Origin of the sequence: Catenibacterium sp. GCM10023432 (assembly GCF_042651925.1) — a bacterium.
Lineage (GTDB): Bacteria > Bacillota_I > Bacilli_A > Erysipelotrichales > Coprobacillaceae > Catenibacterium > Catenibacterium mitsuoka.
On the sequence record NZ_JBHSEB010000122.1, the window covers coordinates 1 to 1,050 of the forward strand.

A 1,050-nucleotide genomic window follows, 5' to 3' on the forward strand; every position below is an offset into this window, starting at 1 on the left:
ATACTTTTTTATGTTCTAGAAGTCTATTTCAGAAATATCTAAATCTAACGATGAGTCTTCATCGTTATTTTTTATTAGAGAATACTGAATATCATCAATGCGTTGAGAGATAGACTCCAGATGATTAAGAATGTCTTCTAAAACTTCATCTTCCTCAAGTATTAATGGTTCATTACTCTCATCAACAATAAGTTTAAATACCTTACTCATATTATTTACCATCCTTTCTGATACTTGTGTAATAGAAGGTTGTATCCTCGTTTAATGTATAAAGGATACGATTGCGAAATCTCTCCCAGTTCAGATAGCCGTTTGAGGCATGTTTGAGGAGCTTGATGGACTTGTTTCTGTTTTCAACGATGGCAGTGTTCATCTTTCTGTTTGCCTTGTCATCCACAATTATGAAGCTGTTGATGATCTCTCTTTTCCAGTTAGTAAGAGTATTCGCAAACGGACTCATTTCTGCAACAGTGCTGCTTCTGAAATCAATTATAATCTTCTCAAGCTGTTTCTTTGCAGTGTCATAAGTGCAGTGATCATAGAAATAGGTAACATCATTCCTTAGATAGAATGCTTCCTCAAGCTCATCATCAATAGCCAGCATATAAGCTAGTATTTCACTGTAATTGAGATATCTATTCAGTCTATGATTGAATCTTCTTTCAACGTTGACATCTAGTATTTTCTTGTTGGTTGAAGCAAGCAGCCAATTGAATTTTTTTAATACATAATAGTATCTGGATGCTTCTTCGAGTTCTATTAGTTCTTCGGAGGTTATAGTTTTATTGTTTTTCTTTGGCTTAAGGGTGTTAATAGTCTTTCTGAATCTGTTCTGAACACGAATTCTTACTCTATCAACCCTGCGAGTTAATTCCTGGATTACGTGAAAGTGGTCGGTTATACAACATGCATCGGGAAAAACATGTTTTACGACTATTCGATATGTCTCCCACATATCAAATGAGACATATTTTACTTTCTTACGCTCCTCCAGTGGAATGAGCATGAAATAATTAAGCAGATCATACTTGCGTCTGGATGGAAGTACAT

Annotated in this window: 2 protein-coding genes; both read right to left on the reverse strand. The window is 35.0% G+C overall.

What is annotated here, in order from left to right:
* Window positions 1–15: 15 nt before the first annotated feature.
* Window positions 16–210: a hypothetical protein gene (locus ACFOZZ_RS13250; protein WP_278779254.1), complete on the reverse strand. Its 195-nt coding sequence runs from the start codon at window positions 208–210 to the stop codon at window positions 16–18.
* A 1-nt stretch (window position 211) separates the two neighbouring features.
* Window positions 212–1,050: transposase (locus ACFOZZ_RS13255; protein ID WP_376815425.1), on the reverse strand; the 839-nt coding region annotated here is incomplete at its 5' end.

Excerpts from the sequence above, each read along its gene's own strand:
- ACFOZZ_RS13250 (WP_278779254.1), bottom strand. The coding sequence starts at position 210 with ATGAGTAAGGTATTTAAACTTATTGTTGATGAGAGTAATGAACCATTA.